Annotated in this window: 22 protein-coding genes; 5 read left to right on the plus strand and 17 right to left on the minus strand. The window is 39.5% G+C overall.

From position 1 onward, the window contains the following. Positions 1-118: 118 nt before the first annotated feature. The 6 genes from E4665_RS17345 to E4665_RS17370 all read right to left on the minus strand — a co-directional run bounded on the left by E4665_RS17345 (position 119) and on the right by E4665_RS17370 (position 2,898). Positions 119-421: a flavin reductase family protein gene (locus E4665_RS17345; protein WP_135350063.1), complete on the minus strand. Its 303-nt coding sequence runs from the start codon at positions 419-421 to the stop codon at positions 119-121. Between the two features lie 58 nt (positions 422-479). Then, on the minus strand, positions 480-902 hold the full coding sequence (locus E4665_RS17350) for a pyridoxamine 5'-phosphate oxidase family protein (RefSeq protein WP_135350064.1): 423 nt from the start codon (positions 900-902) through the stop codon (positions 480-482). Then, positions 899-1,345, minus strand: a complete 447-nt coding sequence (locus E4665_RS17355; RefSeq protein ID WP_135350065.1) for a MarR family winged helix-turn-helix transcriptional regulator — start codon at positions 1,343-1,345, stop codon at positions 899-901. The genes E4665_RS17350 and E4665_RS17355 overlap by 4 nt, the downstream gene beginning before the upstream one ends. A 365-nt stretch (positions 1,346-1,710) precedes the next feature. Next, positions 1,711-2,028 carry a hypothetical protein gene (locus tag E4665_RS17360; protein WP_135350066.1) on the minus strand — a complete coding sequence of 106 codons (318 nt, stop codon included), beginning with the start codon at positions 2,026-2,028 and terminating at the stop codon, positions 1,711-1,713. Between the two features lie 82 nt (positions 2,029-2,110). Continuing rightward, positions 2,111-2,479, minus strand: coding sequence for a VOC family protein (locus E4665_RS17365; protein WP_135350067.1), 369 nt, complete (start codon positions 2,477-2,479; stop codon positions 2,111-2,113). 59 nt (positions 2,480-2,538) lie between these two features. Then, on the minus strand, positions 2,539-2,898 hold the full coding sequence (locus E4665_RS17370) for a MerR family transcriptional regulator (RefSeq protein ID WP_135350068.1): 360 nt from the start codon (positions 2,896-2,898) through the stop codon (positions 2,539-2,541). A 101-nt stretch (positions 2,899-2,999) separates the two neighbouring features. On the opposite strand from E4665_RS17370, the gene E4665_RS17375 reads away from it, so the two are divergent. Further along, on the plus strand, positions 3,000-3,710 hold the full coding sequence (locus tag E4665_RS17375; protein ID WP_135350069.1) for an SDR family NAD(P)-dependent oxidoreductase: 711 nt from the start codon (positions 3,000-3,002) through the stop codon (positions 3,708-3,710). 76 nt (positions 3,711-3,786) lie between these two features. Here E4665_RS17375 and E4665_RS17380 read toward each other — a convergent pair whose 3' ends face one another. From E4665_RS17380 to E4665_RS17390, 3 genes are all read right to left on the minus strand, one after another. Further along, positions 3,787-5,271, minus strand: coding sequence for a malate:quinone oxidoreductase (locus E4665_RS17380; RefSeq protein ID WP_135350070.1), 1,485 nt, complete (start codon positions 5,269-5,271; stop codon positions 3,787-3,789). Between the two features lie 522 nt (positions 5,272-5,793). Continuing rightward, positions 5,794-5,985: a DUF1737 domain-containing protein gene (locus E4665_RS17385; protein WP_135350071.1), complete on the minus strand. Its 192-nt coding sequence runs from the start codon at positions 5,983-5,985 to the stop codon at positions 5,794-5,796. Positions 5,986-6,367: 382 nt separating this feature from the next. Next, positions 6,368-6,835, minus strand: a complete 468-nt coding sequence (locus E4665_RS17390; protein ID WP_135350072.1) for a hypothetical protein — start codon at positions 6,833-6,835, stop codon at positions 6,368-6,370. A 490-nt stretch (positions 6,836-7,325) separates the two neighbouring features. Between E4665_RS17390 and E4665_RS17395 the strand changes: the two genes are divergently transcribed. Beyond that, the gene (locus tag E4665_RS17395) at positions 7,326-7,787 is read left to right on the plus strand and encodes a CBO0543 family protein (RefSeq protein WP_135350073.1); all 462 of its coding nucleotides are present in this window, start codon (positions 7,326-7,328) and stop codon (positions 7,785-7,787) included. Between the two features lie 161 nt (positions 7,788-7,948). Here E4665_RS17395 and E4665_RS17400 read toward each other — a convergent pair whose 3' ends face one another. From E4665_RS17400 to E4665_RS17435, 8 genes are all read right to left on the minus strand, one after another. Continuing rightward, the gene (locus E4665_RS17400) at positions 7,949-8,704 is read right to left on the minus strand and encodes a metallophosphoesterase family protein (protein ID WP_135350074.1); all 756 of its coding nucleotides are present in this window, start codon (positions 8,702-8,704) and stop codon (positions 7,949-7,951) included. Between the two features lie 182 nt (positions 8,705-8,886). Then, the gene (locus E4665_RS17405) at positions 8,887-9,372 is read right to left on the minus strand and encodes a DMT family transporter (protein ID WP_135350075.1); all 486 of its coding nucleotides are present in this window, start codon (positions 9,370-9,372) and stop codon (positions 8,887-8,889) included. Positions 9,373-9,394: 22 nt separating this feature from the next. Beyond that, on the minus strand, positions 9,395-9,844 hold the full coding sequence (locus E4665_RS17410; protein WP_241654954.1) for a DMT family transporter: 450 nt from the start codon (positions 9,842-9,844) through the stop codon (positions 9,395-9,397). A 68-nt stretch (positions 9,845-9,912) separates the two neighbouring features. Then, positions 9,913-10,488, minus strand: a complete 576-nt coding sequence (locus E4665_RS17415) for a TetR/AcrR family transcriptional regulator (protein ID WP_135350077.1) — start codon at positions 10,486-10,488, stop codon at positions 9,913-9,915. A gap of 293 nt (positions 10,489-10,781) precedes the next feature. Beyond that, entirely contained in the window at positions 10,782-11,222 is a 441-nt protein-coding gene (locus E4665_RS17420; RefSeq protein ID WP_135350078.1) for a branched-chain amino acid ABC transporter substrate-binding protein, read from the minus strand. Beyond that, on the minus strand, positions 11,203-11,424 hold the full coding sequence (locus E4665_RS17425; protein ID WP_135350079.1) for a helix-turn-helix transcriptional regulator: 222 nt from the start codon (positions 11,422-11,424) through the stop codon (positions 11,203-11,205). The genes E4665_RS17420 and E4665_RS17425 overlap by 20 nt, the downstream gene beginning before the upstream one ends. A 250-nt stretch (positions 11,425-11,674) precedes the next feature. Beyond that, positions 11,675-12,643, minus strand: a complete 969-nt coding sequence (locus tag E4665_RS17430; protein WP_135350084.1) for an NAD-dependent epimerase/dehydratase family protein — start codon at positions 12,641-12,643, stop codon at positions 11,675-11,677. Between the two features lie 69 nt (positions 12,644-12,712). Further along, positions 12,713-13,234 carry a TetR/AcrR family transcriptional regulator gene (locus tag E4665_RS17435; RefSeq protein WP_135350080.1) on the minus strand — a complete coding sequence of 174 codons (522 nt, stop codon included), beginning with the start codon at positions 13,232-13,234 and terminating at the stop codon, positions 12,713-12,715. A gap of 523 nt (positions 13,235-13,757) precedes the next feature. On the opposite strand from E4665_RS17435, the gene E4665_RS17440 reads away from it, so the two are divergent. The 3 genes from E4665_RS17440 (at position 13,758) to E4665_RS17450 (ending at position 16,852) form a co-directional block, all read left to right on the plus strand. Further along, the gene (locus E4665_RS17440; protein ID WP_167815245.1) at positions 13,758-14,981 is read left to right on the plus strand and encodes an MFS transporter; all 1,224 of its coding nucleotides are present in this window, start codon (positions 13,758-13,760) and stop codon (positions 14,979-14,981) included. A gap of 82 nt (positions 14,982-15,063) precedes the next feature. After that, positions 15,064-15,975 carry a DMT family transporter gene (locus E4665_RS17445; protein WP_135350082.1) on the plus strand — a complete coding sequence of 304 codons (912 nt, stop codon included), beginning with the start codon at positions 15,064-15,066 and terminating at the stop codon, positions 15,973-15,975. A gap of 283 nt (positions 15,976-16,258) precedes the next feature. After that, positions 16,259-16,852: a YdeI/OmpD-associated family protein gene (locus tag E4665_RS17450; RefSeq protein WP_135350083.1), complete on the plus strand. Its 594-nt coding sequence runs from the start codon at positions 16,259-16,261 to the stop codon at positions 16,850-16,852. Positions 16,853-17,560 lie beyond the last annotated feature (708 nt).

Raw genomic sequence — 17,560 nt, forward strand, 5'->3', positions numbered from 1 at the left:
CTTCAAAGTCATCATCATCCCAATCTCCCCACAACAAGACATCACATTACTTATTGTGGGTTTATTTATACTAGAGTGGGGGAATTTTTAATGACTTTGGTGGGGTACTTTTAAATTACTACATACACCCTATCTCATCACACTTGTTTTTTTTATAACCTGATGTATTTCCGAAATAATCTGCCATATACATCATATCTGTTGAGACTAGATTGGCAGAAAATATCCCGTTTTTTTCGACAAGCTCTCGGGTCAGCTTTTTCCCTCTTGAAGCAAACATGAGCATTGGAGGATTTACGGAACAAAAAGTGACCCAAGTTATTAAGGCAAAATTAGGACTACCGTCCTCTTTATACGTACCAATTAGATAGGACGGTTGCGGAAAAAAGCCACGTTGTGGTGCTAATGAGCGTTTTTGCATTTTAAAATTCTACCCCCTGGATCAGCAAAATCAAAAGAATTTCATGGAACTTGGAGACTCATTCAATAATAAAGTCCGTTGTATCAAATTTTGCGTAGTATCTTCCTCTTTCACTGGTAAATTTAAGAACACAATAATCCGGATCGGTTACCCCGAGAGGATAGTACATTTCGTCACCTTCACGCCAGATCATTTTTTTACTTTTCTCGTCGATTAATACTTCCATATGACCAATAAGCATTAGTCCCCTGAAAAATCGGGTATCTGAAAAATAGAGACTTGCTTTTGGATTTCTTCTAAATTGAGAAACCCTTAAGGACGATGTATTCGTCGTAAGATAAAAAAGTTTAATCCCATCACGTTTTCTGGCATTAAACATCATTTTCGCATTGGGATAACCCTGTTCATCAACAGAACTCACAATAATGTTCTTTGTTTTTTCTACCAGTTTTAACGCGCTATTCTTCACGTCTGTATTCATTTTTGTTTCCCCTCAAATGATATTAGATTGTTTAGGATATGTTTGAGTGCGTGTTCAAATTCATCGATCTGTTTGTCAGACAGCCCTTCATAAAATAGGTCAATCATTTCATTAGAAACATCTTCATATTTTCTCTTCAACAGCTTACTTTTTTCAGTCAAAGATATAATTGTTTTCCTCTTATCATTCTTGTCAAAAGCTCTATTAATATGACCTGCCTGTTCTAATCGATTGAGCATACTTGATAGAGTTGTCTTACTAAGAGCCGTATTAGTTGCAAGATCACTGATTGACTGATTATTTTTTTTCCATAAAACAAAAATTATGCGACCTTGTGCAGAATTTAAATCAGTAATGTCATAACTTTTGAGTTTCTTATCAAATATTCTGCCCGATATTTGTTTTACTTTAGAAATGAGGAAACCACCCTCCCTGTTTTTCAAATAACCACCTCGCTTCGTTCTTCAAAAAAATAATTCTATATAGAACTAATATTAGTTCTATATAGAATTATAATCAAGCGATTTTCGTTTACATTTTCGTACGGAGAATACAGGATTGGTCCGACATGTGGAAACAAGCAGTCGCTGAAACGGAAAGAAACATATTCTTCTGAAGAAAGCGGCTAAAATCAGTTAATAGGATGCTTCAAATAAAGCAGTTTTATACTTTGATGAGATTCGGAGCAACATTTGCCCGATTAGGGGCAACTTTTCATGAGTTAGGAGTAACTTTTCGCGAATTAGGAGCAACTCGAAACACCCCAAAATGGCCTTCTTCGATAGGAGGCCTGAGAAACAAATTTGTTTTATTTCGCAGAATAACGTGTAAATTGAATGAAAAATCCACTATGTCCATTTTTATCAATAATATATTTTACAGTTACGCCCAAATTATATGACGCTTCAGCCTTTAAATAAGATGGCGAATTGATGACATCATATCTAACAAACCAAGTATCATCCGCTAGTTTATTAATATCAGTAACATGGATATTATTCGGATCTGTGGATAAAGCAGCTGAAATTTGTTCTACAGCAGCGTTTTTTACACTTTTTATACTGACATTTTCGTTGCCCTTTGAGCAACTTGAAAGCATCAGTAATCCCAAAGTTAAAAAGTGCATATGACAATTTTTTTCATATTAATTACTGTCCTTATGTTCATGAGATATAGAAAAACTCTCTCCGTCTCCATCAATAAACGTGTCATTCATTTGTTTGCTTGCAATAAACCTCTATGTCATTTCCCTCTGTATCTTTAAACTCTAAAACTAGGCTTTCTCCGATTTTTGTTAGAGGAAAAACGATAGGTGCGCCCAATTCGTCAATTCTATTCAATAACAGATCCATATTATTCACTTGAAAACTCGGAAGACAGTTGTTCCCCCAAACATGTTTTTCATTAACTTTAGACGGATTAAACAAGCAGAGCCTATTATGTTCAAAATTAAAGATACTAAAAATTTCATCTTTCTCGCTTACTTTTTGATCCAGTAATTGCTCATAGAAATTTATTGCCCTGTCCATATCTTTCACGCAAAGATACATGGAATTCAGAATCATTTTTAGATCCATAGACTGTTCTTGTCCTCCAATTTACTTTTCGCACAGGTAAACACCTGTTTTGATTCCTGTTAATAATTTTCCCCGCGAAAATAGCGATCGAGTTTTTGATCTAATTGAACGAGCTGATTCTTTTTCTCTTCAATTTCATCTAGGAGTTTCTGTTTTTGATTCTGAATCAATTCGATGCGTTCCGGCAGGGTCGACGTGCCGGCTTGTACAAGATCGTGGTACTTCTTGATTTCCTGCACACTCATCCCCGTTCCGCGCAGGCATTTGATGAAAAGAAGCCACTTGATTTCTTCGTGGGTATAAAGGCGATTATTATTTTCGTCACGCGCGGCAGGCTCAAGCAGCTCTTTTCTTTCATAAAAGCGAACTGCTCCGATAGCGAGCCCTGCTTCTTTCGCGACTTGTCCAATCGTGAACATCATTTCTCACTTCCAAACTTTTTCTTTGACCTACACTAAGTGTAGCATCGTACACTGTAAATGTAGAGTCATTCATCATTCAAAAGAAAGAAGGATTTTCAATGAAAAAAGTAGCATTTGTAACAGGAGCAAATAAAGGAATCGGCTTTGAAATTGTGAAACAGCTTGGGGAAAAAGGCTGGACAGTATTGCTTGGCGCGCGTCATCAGGAACGTGGTGAGGCCGCCGTCTCAGAGCTGAAGTCTCAAGGATTAGATGTTCGTTTTATTGAAATTGATTTGTCGGACCTGGAAAGTATTGCAAAGGCGGCTGAAACCGTCAAAGAAAGCTATTCCGGACTCACCCTTCTCATCAACAACGCCGGCATGCCGGGAAGCTTCTCCAGCTCATTCACCGTAACAAAAGAGGGAGATTTACGAAACGCATTTGAAGTAAACTTTTTCGGAACCTTTCGCTTGAACCAGCACTTATTTCCATTGATTAAGAACAATGAAGGAACCATCATTAATGTCTCAACCGACATGGCTTCATTGAACCATATGCAAAGCTTCGAGTTCGCTCCCAATGCGTTTGATTACAATGCCTCAAAAACGGCAAATAATGCGATGACCGTCTCGATGGCCCTTGAGCTAAAAGACAGCAAGGCACAAGTATTTGCTGTCACACCTGGGTTTACAACAACCGATTTAAACGGTAATGCTGAAGGCGGAAAATCAAAGCAAGAAGCCGCATCCATTATCGTCGGCTACGCAGTCGACGGCAAGCGTCATAATGGAGAATTTTTGAATGAAAACGGACGCTTTCCCTGGTAATGTGTACAGAGCAAAGAAATCCGATGAAGGGGTACTCACCTCCTTTCATCGGATTTTTCTCGTTACACATCGCTTTTCAGTTCAAGCCCAGCGTCCGCGCCGTTGCTGTGCGAACCTCTCGCAGAAGAGCCGGGTTTTCCGCGAGTGGCACGCCGTAAGAAGGAATGATCTCTTTTATTTTCGGTTTCCACGCTTTTATCTGTTCCGGGAAACATTTTTCCAATACCTGCAGCATCACATAAACAGCGGTGGAAGCACCCGGAGAAGCACCAAGCAATGCGGCGATTGAGCCGTCAGCACTCGTCACGACTTCCGTACCAAATTGAAGGGTGCCCCTCCCGGCTTCCGTGTCTTTGATCACCTGGACACGCTGGCCTGCGACCACGGTATCCCAGTCCGCGCTTTTAGCGTTTGGAACAAACTCGCGTAACTCTTCCATGCGTTTTTCATTCGATAACAATACTTGCTGGATCAAGTATCTGGTCAGTGCTCTTTGTTTGATCCCCGCCGCGAGCATCGTTAAGAGATTATCCGGTTTGACGGAACGGATCAAATCAAGGTTTGAACCCGTCTTTAAAAACTTCGGCGAGAAGCCGGCGAACGGCCCGAACAACAGTGTTTGCTTGCCCTCAATATACCGTGTATCCAGATGCGGAACAGACATCGGCGGAGCACCAATCTTCGCTTTGCCGTATACTTTGGCGTGATGCCGTGCAACTACTTCCGGATTGCTGCAGACCATAAACAGTCCACTGACCGGGAATCCTCCTATGTGTTTGGACTCTGGAATACCCGTTTTCTGAAGCAAAGGAAGGCTGCCGCCCCCGCCGCCGATAAAGACAAATTGGGCCATATGGTGCTCAATTTTACCATTCTCGCTATCCTTTACTTTCACTTCCCAGGATCCATCGCTTGTTCGATTGATATTCTTAACAAGATGCTTATAGTCGATCTCGACGTTTTGATTTTTTAAGTGGTCAAATAAAGAACGCGTTAATGCGCCGAAATTAACATCCGTCCCCGAATTGATTTTTGTGGCTGCGATCGGTTCATTCGATGCACGGCCTTCCATGATCAGCGGAATCCACTCGTTCAGTTTTTCAGGATCATCGGAAAATTCCATCCCCTGAAACAGGGGATGACTTGACAGCGTTTCGAAACGCTTTTTCAAAAACGAGACATTTTTCCCTCCCTGCACAAAACTCATATGAGGGATTGGCCGGATAAAACCCTGCGGATGACGAATCAGATGGCTGCCTGCAAGATACGACCAAAACTGCCTTGAAAGCTGAAACTGTTCATTAATTTTGATCGCTTTGCTTATATCGATTGATCCGTCTGGCTTTTCGGACGTATAGTTCAGCTCACACAAGGCGGAATGGCCCGTACCCGCATTATTCCATTCGTTCGAGCTCTCTTCCCCCGCCTCGGCAAGCTTCTCAAACACTTTGATTTCCCATTCAGGTGCTAGCGCTTTCAGTAATGACCCTAATGTTGCACTCATAATTCCGGCACCGATCAATATAACGCTTGTCTTTTTCTGAATACGGCCCGCTGTCATCTTCGTCATCCCCTTTATTTGTGAGAAAAACTGGGCAAGCCCGGTCCCTAATCATTGACCCTGTGTTATTCAGGGGTTAGAGGTTGGATCAACGCTTCGGTTGCTCGCTTGCCGCGGGCGATCCGTGAGCCTCCTCACTCGTGACCCTCACTGCGGGGTCTCCCTTGGCTCGCTCTCCCGCAGGCGTCTCGCACCTCCGCTTTGAATCTCATCCAAGGCACTGTTTTATTGGCCCGATTTTTACTTCCTTACCTTTTAAAGAAAACTTGTTAAAGAAAACTTGGCGGAGCCAAGCCCTTGCGCAGACTGATCGTTCATTGTGATGCCCACGGATTTTCTGATGCTGAACAGGAACACCTACGACAGATGCAAATCGGCTGGATTACTTATTTTTGACTTATGCAGCGTAATGATTGCTTAGCGATGAGGATCGTGATTTCGTTCATGTGGTAATGACATAATCTCAAATTGAATCGCTTGACGTGTTAAAATGTCGGGACATTAAATTGAAAAATGACATAGTTAAGTAAGAGGCTCTGAATTTTCCTGTGATTTTGATATAACCGCTTGTGCTACAATTACGTCTTGTCCATTAAATGTGCATGAAGGTGATCCATATAATTCATAACCTTCATCAAGCAATTTAGAAATCCTCTTACAAAAATTTGCATCATCTTTTCCGGTGATCAAATGATATCTAAGCTCATTTTCCATATGAAGACCTTCCTATAATTAGTAAGTGACCTTTGCCTTTATTGTACGTGCTGAGACAAATGAAGTCTAGGAGATCACATGGCTTCATTAAATATTCTTAGAGGTGTTGTACATAGCGCTACGTCACATATTATGATTTTCTTGTTTGGAGGTTAAAATCGTAAAAGTTCAAATGGCGGTTTTTTCAGTAGGGGATCTCCAATCTTGCTGGCATTTCCGTCTTTTGTACGGACTGGATGTGACCGAACAAGCCGCAATCGGGAGGAACAAACAACCATATCTTATTTTTTATGTTAATAGTCATGTCTTGACTCTAACGGCTTAAGTACGAAATAACATCCAGTAGAAGCCGATGTTCCGAAAGCACTAATAGCTATTAAAGTTATTTGGCTTGTAAATAAATAATACCGGATTCCTGGTCAGAATATACACGCAGGCCCGTTACAATGTACTGTTTATGATTAATCTCTATTTTCCCTGGAACGTTATATACTTTATCAGTAGATGTTTTTGCAACCTTTCTCCCATTTTCAGGATTTTTCACAAATTGTGAATCACTGGAGTATACAATATGAGTGGTTATTTTGCTCGATATTCTTCCAACCTTAAAGATTTTTATGATTTGCCCGTTGTGATAAACATCAACAATCAGAGTACCTTTATTTGTTTTGGACAGTTGCCAGTAGTCCCCTTTTTTTAAGATGTCCGGCGTCGTAGTTAAAGGTATTTCTATTTTATTTTCCCCAGATAATACGGAATCAGGAAGGCTTAGGTTATTGGAACATCCACTCATAATAATAAGTAGTGTGCATGCCAAGGCTAAGACTTTTAAATGCATCTTTATCGACATAATGATCCCCCTTCTGTGATATGTTTAGAATCAGTTGAAATATTACGGAAGTCCCATGCGAACGTGGGATCAATTGACGCTTTTTTCCATAATGCATAAAATGCCCTTACTAAATAAAGCCATTTGTCCACATGTACCAATAAGGCGTTTAACAAGAAATTCTCTGAGATCCACTGCTAGACAGTGGACTAAGTCCATGTCACCTGGATGTACTAAAAAAGGATCTGTAGTTACTCTATATATTCGATCATATCAAAAAATGGAGAAACGGGTATTACCACAAAGTCCCAGGGACAAATAAAAATCAAAGACTCATCATCAAAAATCATGTGTGAGTTGAACTTTGAGCGGACATACTTTAAATAAAAAGGCTTTGTTAAACTTTTCTGTTGTTTTTCGCTCCAGACGCTCGCTTTCCGCAGGCGATCAACGGAGGGGCAAAAACAACATTGAACTTAAACATAGCCAATAAAAAAGAAAAGGGATTGCCATGATCGGGCTTTTAATCGCCGTTGCTCTTTTTAATACGGTCGCTTTCCTTACCAATCATAAACTGACAAAAAGTCAAATCGTTCAATTATGGACCTTTACGATCGCTTCGCAATTGCTGACAGATGCCTATATTGGCAAGAAATATCATGGCTATTGGTATTTCTCCGGGCAAATCGAATGGAAGGCGATTTTCATTGAAACCGTGCTTATTCCACCGGTTAATCTTATTTTTTTAAATGGGTACCCTTTTTCAAAGTCCTTAATGAAACGGCTGCTCTATGTCTTTTATTGGACCATCGCGATTACACTTTATGAATGTATTGCATTATTGCCTGAACCGTGGGGCTATTATCACCATGGGTGGTGGAAAACTTATTATTCGTTTTTGGTGAACCCCTTCTTGTTATTTATTGTTTTAAAGTTCTATCAATGGATTAAAAAAATGGAGAATGAATCTTAAGGCACTCTGGGAAATCATTTCTTGCTTTATTGCAAGACTAATCTGCACTTTCAGCAAGCATCTGGTTACCTCCACAATCATTTTCTGCTTAATTGCGTCTTCTTCACATCTACCATCTGCTAGAATGAAATACGAATGACGCAATACAGAGCTATTCTCATTTATTTTTCTGTAATCTTATTAAAGAATGCCATGGCTTCTTTTTCAGTAGGAATGTGAAACAAGTTATTATTGATAAAATCTTCCACGGAAGGACTGTTACTTTGTCTGAATAATTTTGCTGCTTCATTTAAATCATAAGATGTTCGCTTAAACTGAATCCCGTCTGGGCTAATAAAAAGCCAGTAAGCTCCGGTTTGCTTAGCATAGGGCATTCCAATGCTTCCAGAATTAAAAATCAACTTCTTTTCAAACTTCAATTTGAACTGCACATGAGTATGTCCGCACACAACAATGGACTGCTCGACATTCCCAAATATTTTCTCCAAACGTTTTTTGTTTGATTGAGGAGTAAAAATATCAGAGTCACTCATTGGTGTCGCATGACAGAATAGCAGGTCACCCAATTCCGTTTGAATGCTCGCAACACTTTTTAAATGTGAAAGGAACTCGATGTGCTTTTCAGTCAATTGTTCTGCAACCCACTGCTCTGTTTTTTGCCCCTGTTCTGATAGGTTTTTCAGACCGAGCCCCTTAGATGCCTCACTGACTTCTCGATCCCCATTTCCTCGAATGAATGTGACTTTCGCATCTCTTCTTAAATTCAAAAGGCAATCCAGTGTTTGAACTGGCATTGGCCCTGAAACGATATCACCACCAATGACAATCACATCCGGCTGTAAATAATGAAGTTCTTTGAGTACTGCTTGAAGTGCGGGAAAGTTACCATGAATATCATAGAGTGCAGCAATTTTCATTTTTATACACCTTCTTTTCCACTATCTATGATAATAAAACGATTTTTTTACTTAGATTGTTACATTTTTAACTGCGTCGTTTTTGAAGGTTCATTATCTATCCTGCATACCGATATTACATCTTCTTTCCCAAGTTTTTAAGTGTCCACTCATTGTATCCATAGAAAATTAGAAAAGAATCATCAAAAGTGCTGAATCAAAAATATTCCTGCCACCATTACAATGATTCCGAAAATACGCTGCACATTAATCGAATGTTTGGGTACCCCGAACCAGCCGAAATGATCAATGACGAGCGCAATGACCATCTGGCCGCATAATGCTAAAACAACCGTTAGAGCCGCGCCGATCATCGGCAAAAGAAAGATGTTGGCTGTCACAAAAATGACGCCCAGTACCCCCCCGATCCAGAGCCACCAAGGGCTCTTTGAGATGACCCTTTTCCCTTTTTCTAAGGGGTTCGTCTTGAACAAGCGTCGATGCTCAATCAGCAAAACAAGAAGAATAAGAGCTACTGTTCCAACTGAAAAAGAAACAAGCGACGCAACAAGTGGAGAATGAACTGCATTTCTCAGCTCTGAATTAATGGACGTTTGAATCGGTGACAGCATTCCCGCGAACAGGCCAAGTAACATGTAAATAATTAAGTACGATGATTTGTTTTTCATTGAAAATAATCTCCCTTGTTGATTAATATTTTTTGATGACGAAGACGCCAACGAGCATGAGTCCGATACCGATCAATCTTGGGCCATTTAATTCATGAACGGGAACATGAAACCACCCGAAGTGGTCGATCGAAAGAGCCATAATCATTTGGCCAAGCAATGTGACAACAACGGTTAACGCTGAACCAAGCCGCGGCAGCAAAAGAATATTGGATGTCAGATAAAAAACACCAAGGAACCCACCGCCAATGAGCATCCACCAAGGGATGGAAGAGAGAAGTCCAATATCCGATGCAAGATGCGGCTCTGCAAGTAGAGAAACGAGGAGCAAGACAAGCGTTCCAACCAAAAATGAAATAGCAGAGGCTATGTAAGGAGATTTCACCTGCAAGCCAAGTCGTGAATTGATTGATGTTTGAACAGGAATTGTCATTCCGGAAATAAAGCCGGCAATTAACAGTAAAATGATCATTATCGTTAAAACTCCTTTAATTTAGTTTTTAGGAACGATCGTTCCAATAATTTTCAAAAAAAATATGCTTACAATAGGGCTAATACCTGCTTAATCATCTCAATAAAATCTTCTTTATTGTGATTGATTTTAGAAGTGATATTAATGCTGTGGTGTAAATTAAGAAAGAGAAACGCCCATTTTTTTGAATCGATCTTTGAATCGATCTGACCGCTTGCTTTTCCCTTTTCCAAGAGGTTCATTAGTGATGTCTCAATATCCGTAAAGCTTGTTTCCACGGCATCCTGAATCAAAGCGCTCTGATGATCAATAGCAGCTGTTGTACTGGTGATTAAGCAGCCATCCGGGGCCTGGTCATTGAAGACACGATCAATGTGATTTTGAAAATAGCGCATGATACTCAGTCGGACATCTCTTGAGTCGTTAAGAACCTCGCGTTCTGAATTTCTGGCATCCATATAGCACTGAATGGCTTCAAGGAGCAGATCATCTTTATTACCGAACGTCTCATACATACTGGAGCGGCTGATCTTCATTTCTTTTAATAAATCGGCAACGCTTGCCCCATCGACGCCCTTTCGCCAAAAAACAAGCATGGCCTTCTCAAGCACTTTTTGCCGATCGAAGACACGCGTTCTTGTCAAAGCCCTCACTCCAAAGTTGAATTATTTTATTGGAACGATCGTTCTTTTATAATATAATCTTTTTTTTGTATTGTGTCAACAAGCGTCTGAGGATCTGAAACGGATCGGCAAGGAATTGAACGTCACTGTGCCGCAAGCACTGTCTTAATTGAATGAACGATGAAACCTCCGAACCGTAATGGGCTCGGAGGTTTTTTAAGTTTGTGAAGATTGGTCATCGATCTGTATAAACAGGCAAGTTTATAGACACATGAAAATTGTTTTTACAAAATACATATCATTTCAAGTTTTGATTAATCCAAGTCATCATCGTCGCTTGAACGCTTTTTCTTAAGATAATACATGACTGAATATGAGGCCAGAAAGCATACAAAGAAAACGATACCACTGATCAGAGCAGAAATTGGGTTCTGCCGATCAGTAAGATAAATGATCAGTCCCATCAGCACACCGAATGCCAATGAAAGAATAACATATAAATAGTATGGCCTAGGTTTTTTGCGCTTTTTTTCGGACGCTTCAATGTCGGCGGAGACTCTCATTTGCAAAAACAGAAAGAGTGAGCTCGACAATATCAAGACAAGAAACAATGGTGATTCAAAGCCTGCGTTCGGTCCACTGGTGAATTGTGTGTAAATGACGATAGCCAAAATGCCAACTGTTTGGAACAGATAAGCGATCCTAACATTTTTTAAAGTTACGAGGTTTAACCGTTCATCTTTGATCTTTTTCATCGTTCTTCCTCCTGTCTATCCAAAAAAGTTCATCCAACGATTTATTGACTGCATAACAAATCGCCAGACATAAATTCAGGGTCGGGTTGTATTTTCCTTTCTCAATCAAACTAATTGTTTGCCGTGTTACCCCAGTTTTTTCTGCAAGTTGAAGTTGAGTCATACCCGATTCAATTCGTGACTTTTTTACCTGATTACACAATGCAATAGATCACCTCTTTGCTTAATACATTGTAATATATATTTTACATTCAATGCAATATATATTTTACATTGATTGATTTCTCTCAATAACATCAATGACGCAAAGTTTAATGAACTGGGCGCTTTGCACAACATAGATCATCGTGAATCATGAAAAATTAACCCCCCGAACCTTAATGGGCTCGGAGGGTTTGTTTTTTATGTTGGATTTAATGTTCATGCACAGTGATTTCTTCAGCAAATTTTTCTTAATTCTTTAATTGTCGTTCCATAATTGTTCGAATTGTATCAGTAATCCCTATTTCAAAGGGAGTGGTTGGTATAGTCCCAATGAAACGTTCATATTTTTCCCCACTTAGTACCAGGGGTTCTTTCGTTAAGTACAACATCTCAACAACTTCTTTCATTACCGGTTGGAACAGCCCGATGAGCGACAACCCAATTTTGCCCAACGGGATCACCAAGTTTGATTTTCCACTTGCCTTTTGTGCTATTTTCACAAGATCTCGTCCTGAAATAACACCATGACCAGGAATATGCCAGTTCTGCCCATATGCTTCTTCACGACTGGCTAGCTCTACAATCATAATCGCCGCATCAGGTAGATAGACATACTCACGTGGAACACGCATATTTCCGATGAATATCGCCGGCTTCCCGGCAGCGATCGAATTCAACGTTGAACCTAAATACGAAGCCTGCGTTGCAGAGGCGCCATAATAATCAGGTAATCGAACAATTAGCCTTTGAGTCTCATTCCATCGTGAGCTGAAAAACATCTTTTCAAACTCGAGCTTTATTTTGCCCTTTTTCGTATGCGGATTCTTTGGATACTCTTCGTCTATGGGCCCGTTCGTTCTACTTTTACCATAGGGGTAAATACCATCAACGGCTACTACTCTGGCTCTCAGCTTGCTCGCTGCCTGCATCACCGACTCTCCCATTGGAAGCAGCCGGTCCACCATTTCATTATAGGGTACAGATGCACAATGAAAAATGACGTCCACACCTCTTGAAGCCTCAAAAATATCCTCCGACTTAAATATGTCACCCGTTTTTAAGTGAAGATTCGCAGGTCTACCCAAATTATCAGCTAAATTCTCTAACTTTTTCAGAGAACGTCCAAAAGCTATTGTTTCTATCTCTCTTTTAATCAATTCATTGACAATTACCGTTCCCGTTCCTCCCGTTGCTCCTAAAACAATCGCCTTTTTCATCATTATATATTCTCCTCTGCAATTAGTTATTGATTGATCAATTACTATCTGGTAAAAAAAATTTTTTCTCTATTCATTCATTAACTCTGGTAAAGAAAGTGCCATTGAAATATTACACAGCATTCCTCTGGAAAGAAACAGAAGAGTCCTCTCTTCAGGTTTTTCTAGACCAGCCTTTTTGAAAGCATCAAGCACCATCTGCTGAACCTCAAGAAATCCCTGCTGCATGACCTTCTTAATAGAGTCCTCTTTGATCGTTTGAGCCTGCATTTGCAACAGTACTTCATTTTGATAAGACTCCATAATTTCTATATAAGCTGCGATCAATTGTTCTTCAATTTGATCAGAACCTGTCGTTTCGATAACGGCACGGAATGCATCAAGAATGCGTGTCCAAGATACTAACAAAGCCTCTTGCAGCAAAGCTTCTTTTGTTGAAAAAAACCGAAAAACGTAGGGTTGGGATATTTTTGCCCGTGCAGCAACTTGTGCTGTTGTTGCACGGTAATAGCCAATTTCCGCAAAAACATCAATTGCAGCAGAAATAATGTCTGTACGACGATTAACTGTGGATGATGGTCTACCTGTCATTAGTTCTTATCCCCCTTATAGTGAATTATAAGTTGTTAGTGATTGATCAATAACTAATTATTAAGTTAACATATTATAAAATTATTAGCAATAAAAATGTAGCCCTTCAACTATAATTTACAGAAAAAGCGGTTGAAACAAAGGTCAGCAGCGCTTGACAAGCGTTCCCTGTAATCAGAAAGCGATAAAAAACTACCTTAGATTAGATCAGCAATCATTTATTGACAGAAGAAAAGAAAGTAGCTATATTATAAAAGACCGATCGTTCCAATAAAGATTTTCTTGATTTACAGCATAGTGCTCATATGGTACCCAAAATCAAACACAATAAAGAAGATTTTACGGATCACATTATTACGATGACCATTATTTTTTTATCTTTTATTGGAACGGTCATTCCCCAAAATGCTGTTCGATAAAGGTTTTCGCTATTATGAAGTACTGACTAGATTTTCGCTCGTCATTATTATCTTTCATCCGCCTCAAGGCGAATCATATTCAGTCAAAATGGGAGGAACTCATGGTGGACTCATCTATTGAAACCAAATTAAATCATCATTTGAAAAAGAAAGAATTTACACCAGGTATACAATTCGTTCTCGCAATGACCTGTTCTGTCGCTATAGCCAATTTGTTTTATGATCAAGTGCTGCTTTCTTCGATAATCAGAGATTTCTCCGTTCTTCCAAATGAAGCAGGACTGCTTTTATCCATCATACAAATCGGCTATACATTAGGATTACTGTTCATCGTTCCACTTGGCGATCGATTTAACAGAAGAAATATGATCCTGGGAAGTATGCTTTTGTCAGCATTCTGGCTTGTTCTCATGACATGGGTTTCTTCCTTTGTTTTACTATTGATTGTTGGTTTTTTACTCGGCTTCAGCACTGTCCCGGCCCAAATCATCATTCCATTTGTTGCTTCAAACGCCAATCAGGAACACCGTGGAAAATTGATTGGACAGTTATTAACCGGTATCTTTATGGGTGTTCTTGTGGGACGTGTGTTCGGTGGATGGATTGGTCAGTTATTTGATTGGCGTGCTGTGCACTGGACAGCAGCGTTCATCTTATTATCTTTTACAGGCTATCTCTTTTTCAAAATGCCTGAAGATCAAGCGCCCAAAAAATCCTCCTACATAGTCATCATAAAATCACTACTGCCGCTTCTGAAAAATGAACCGGTTCTTAGAGAAACAATGATCCTGGGATCAACTGCTTTTGCTGCTTTTAATATGTTCTGGGTTCCTCTAACTTTGTTGCTTCATGGCGCGCCTTATCATTATGGGAGCGGATTAATAGGAACTTTTGGAATCGTAGGCATTGCCGGAAGTCTGGCAGCCGGTTTTACAGGAAATTTATCTGCAGGTGACCGAGTACGTCATTGGAATTTAGTCGCACTAACCACCATGATTTCATCCTTTATCCTTTTAGGCTTGGGTTGGCAGTCTCTTTGGATACTCATTTTTATCACATTTATTCTCGATGTCGGTTCTCGTATGAACATGACTCTGAATCAAGGACGGTTATATCAACTTGATCCCGGTAAGCACAGTCGGTTAAATGCCCTCTTTATGGTCAGCTATTATCTGGGTGGATCCTTAGGTTCATTTTTCGGAAGTCTTGCTTATCATCTTTACGGTGTAATGGGAATGGTTCTTAGCGGATCAATAGCCTTGGCACTAGCCATTCTGTATGTATTTCTGAAAAGCGCACAAAGAGCAACGATGAGAATACACAGTTAACACCTGTCCATGAACTAGCAAATCTTACGGTTCTTGAAGATCGTGTTTATTCACTCACTATAATTGCTGAGGAGGTTAAGTTTTGAAATATAAAGCTTGGTTTTTATTAGTTTTATGCAATCTGTTTTGGGCTGGAAATATGATCTTTGGTGGATATGCTGCATCAGAATTTCCACCGGTTTGGATCACCTTTCTTAGATGGATCATTGCGCTCTTCTTTTTGATTCCCATGGCTCATATGATTGAAAAACCTTCATGGTTTCGCATTTGGAAGAAAAACTGGTTACTTATCCTCATGATGTCCGTGACCGGTATCGCCATTTACAATGCGCTGACCTATACGTCACTGCAGTATACCTCTCCGACGAATGGTTCTCTCATCAATTCGTTGACACCGGCCTTAATTATGTTATTTTCTCTAGTCTTTCTTCATGAGAAAATAAATGGAATCAAGTTTATTGGATTAGTTGCTTCATTCTTTGGTGTCCTGATTGTGCTAACTAAAGGGGATCTGATGCAAGTTTTCTTGATTCAATATAACAAAGGTGATGGCATTATGATCCTTGCGATCTTATTCTGGACAGCCTATTCACTAATTAGCAAAAGAGCCAGGAATTTGCCATCCATTACCTTAGTCACCTTGACTGCGGTTGTAGGATCCTTGATGATGCTGCCATTTTTATTTTTTCAATCGATCCATCCAGAGAAAATTACAGCTTTAGGCATTGTCGGTATTCTCTATTTGGGAGTTTTCCCTTCTGTATTTTCGTTTATTTTTTGGAATAAAGGGATTAACAGCCTTGGGACGACGATTGCCGGAGTTTCAATGAACTTAATTCCGATTTTTACGGTCGTTATCGCTCTAATTTTGGGTCAGCAATTAATGATCTCACAAGTCATTGGCGGAATTATTGTTATTGTTGGTATGTTACTTACGTCCATAAAAGGAAACCAGAGAACGTTTAAAGAGATGGTTCCTGGGTTTATAGAATAGATTAATTGAAACAAAGTCTTTATACGATGCTCCCAATTAAGGAAGACGGGTAGAAAAAGACCTGCCTTCTTAATGGGAGTTTTTTTGTTTGAAACAATTCAGCATCGACAGTTTGACAGGACCGGTGAATTAAGTTAAAAAGACATTATGACAAAAAGTATAATAAATCCCAAGGTTGATGAACATTTAAATAAAGCCAAAAAGTGACAGACAGAACTAGAAAAATTGAGAATGATCCTTCTTACTGTCAGTTGACCAAACAATTGAACAGAGGTGTTCCTTAATGACAAACAGTAGAATGAGCCCTAAAGTTGATGACTTTTTAAGTAAAGCCAAAAAGTGGCAGGAAGAATTTAAGAAGTTGAGAAAAATCGTTCTTGACTGTGGGCTGACCGAAGAATTGAAGTGGATGCATCCTTGCTACACGTTTGAGAATAAAAACATCGTTTTAATCCATGGATTTAAAGAATATTGTGCGCTTCTGTTTCACAAAGGTGCCTTGTTACAGGATACCCAGGGTATTCTGATCCAACAGACGGAGAATGTACAGGCGGCGCGCCAGGTTCGGTTCACTAATGTTCGAGAAATCATTGAAATGGAAAACACACTGAAAAACTACATCAATGAAGCCATTGAAGTGGAAAAAGCCGGTTTGAAGCTGAATTTAAAGAAGAGTACTGAATTCGCCGTGCCTGCAGAATTTCAAAGCAAACTGGATCAAATCCCTGCTCTGAAAACCGCATTTGAAGCACTGACACCAGGACGCCAAAGGGCCTACCTGCTTTATTTTTCCCAAGCCAAACAATCCAAAACTCGAGCATCAAGAGTTGAAAAATACATGCAGCAAATTCTTGATGGAAAAGGATTAAATGATTAGTCTGTTTGGGGAGAAAATACATCCTAGATGGGACATCAGCATGAAGCTGTGCTGTTTAGGATTCAAGATGACACGGGTGCTGCGGTGCACCATAGAGCCAGCCCTTTCAATTCAGTATGATATCACCTAAAAATAAGCCATTCTTAATATGAAACAGTACAATTGTTTAAGCTTGAGTATCTTAATACTGCAGACGATACCGTGCAATTATGTATCATCTCAGACCGCTCTGTCTATTCAAGCTTTGCGTTTTCAGTTGGCACAAAATGATGAAAATGGATTAAATTGATGTTTTCACCAAGATTAACAACTTGATTAAATACACTGACTGTTAAAACAATTGATTGTTACTTTTTTTCTCATGATTTTTAATATCTCTCTTAATTACTGAAACTTTTTCATCATAGGACAGGACACTAAGATCACGGGCTATTTTGCCATTTACAATAATTGTATTGACTGAATCAGGAAGTTCGGATATAAAAAGTTCGACGTTAGAGCCTGTAAAATCATCATTAATTTTTTCAATCATATTTTCAGTCAAAATCCCCTTAAAAGTTAACGATTTTCTCATTTCGATTGGTCAAGTCCTTTTTTGTGTGTAAATTCATCTCAGGAAGGATAGAGTGATTAGCTTGGATAAATAGCTGTCACTTTACTAGAAGGAGTCGTTTTGGGCTGTTTGGCCTTCCAGTCAAAATAGTCTTC

The organism is Sporolactobacillus shoreae, assembly GCF_004684935.1.
GTDB lineage: Bacteria > Bacillota > Bacilli > Bacillales > Sporolactobacillaceae > Sporolactobacillus > Sporolactobacillus shoreae.